The sequence below is a fragment of the Gluconobacter sp. P1D12_c genome, from assembly GCF_018812105.1.
Taxonomy (GTDB): domain Bacteria; phylum Pseudomonadota; class Alphaproteobacteria; order Acetobacterales; family Acetobacteraceae; genus Gluconobacter; species Gluconobacter oxydans_A.
In genome coordinates this window covers 1-477 of sequence record NZ_JACSIQ010000402.1, presented here as the reverse complement: position 1 = coordinate 477, position 477 = coordinate 1, and the positions used below count along the sequence as shown (strand labels likewise).

Below are 477 nucleotides of genomic sequence, written 5' to 3'. Positions count from 1 at the left end.
TACTTTTGTGAATTTTTGTTTTTAGTGATGAATTACTCGCTTTCAACTTCTCATTTTGATTCTTCAATAAATGAATTTCATTTTCACGAGACTTCGCACCATCATCAAAACGGCTTTTCGTGAATGACTCAGAAACCTGAACAACACCACCAGAAACAGCAGAAGAAACAGCACCAACCAACGTGCCAGCCTTCTCAAACTTTTCAGCCTTAGCTTTTGCAGCATCAACACGCTTTGCAACAGCACGACCATCAGCCAGAGCAATAGCTAAAGCCTTGGCTTGTTGCTTCTCCTGGTTCCACTGGTCCCGAGTTAAACGCCTACGACCTGGACCAATACGAGTTAAGCCAGAAGGCTTCCCGACCTTATCCCAATAACTGTCCTGCCAATCTCTAAACGATTGCTTATAGGCTTCATTTTGTTCCTTTGGAGATAACCCATCCGCCTTGGCCTTCTGCTTTGCACTATCCCCAGGAT

Annotated in this window: 1 pseudogene; it reads right to left on the bottom strand. The window is 44.2% G+C overall.

Annotated features, from left to right (window positions below):
• A pseudogene (locus tag KP705_RS17370) lies at positions 1-477 on the bottom strand (hypothetical protein); the annotation flags it as partial.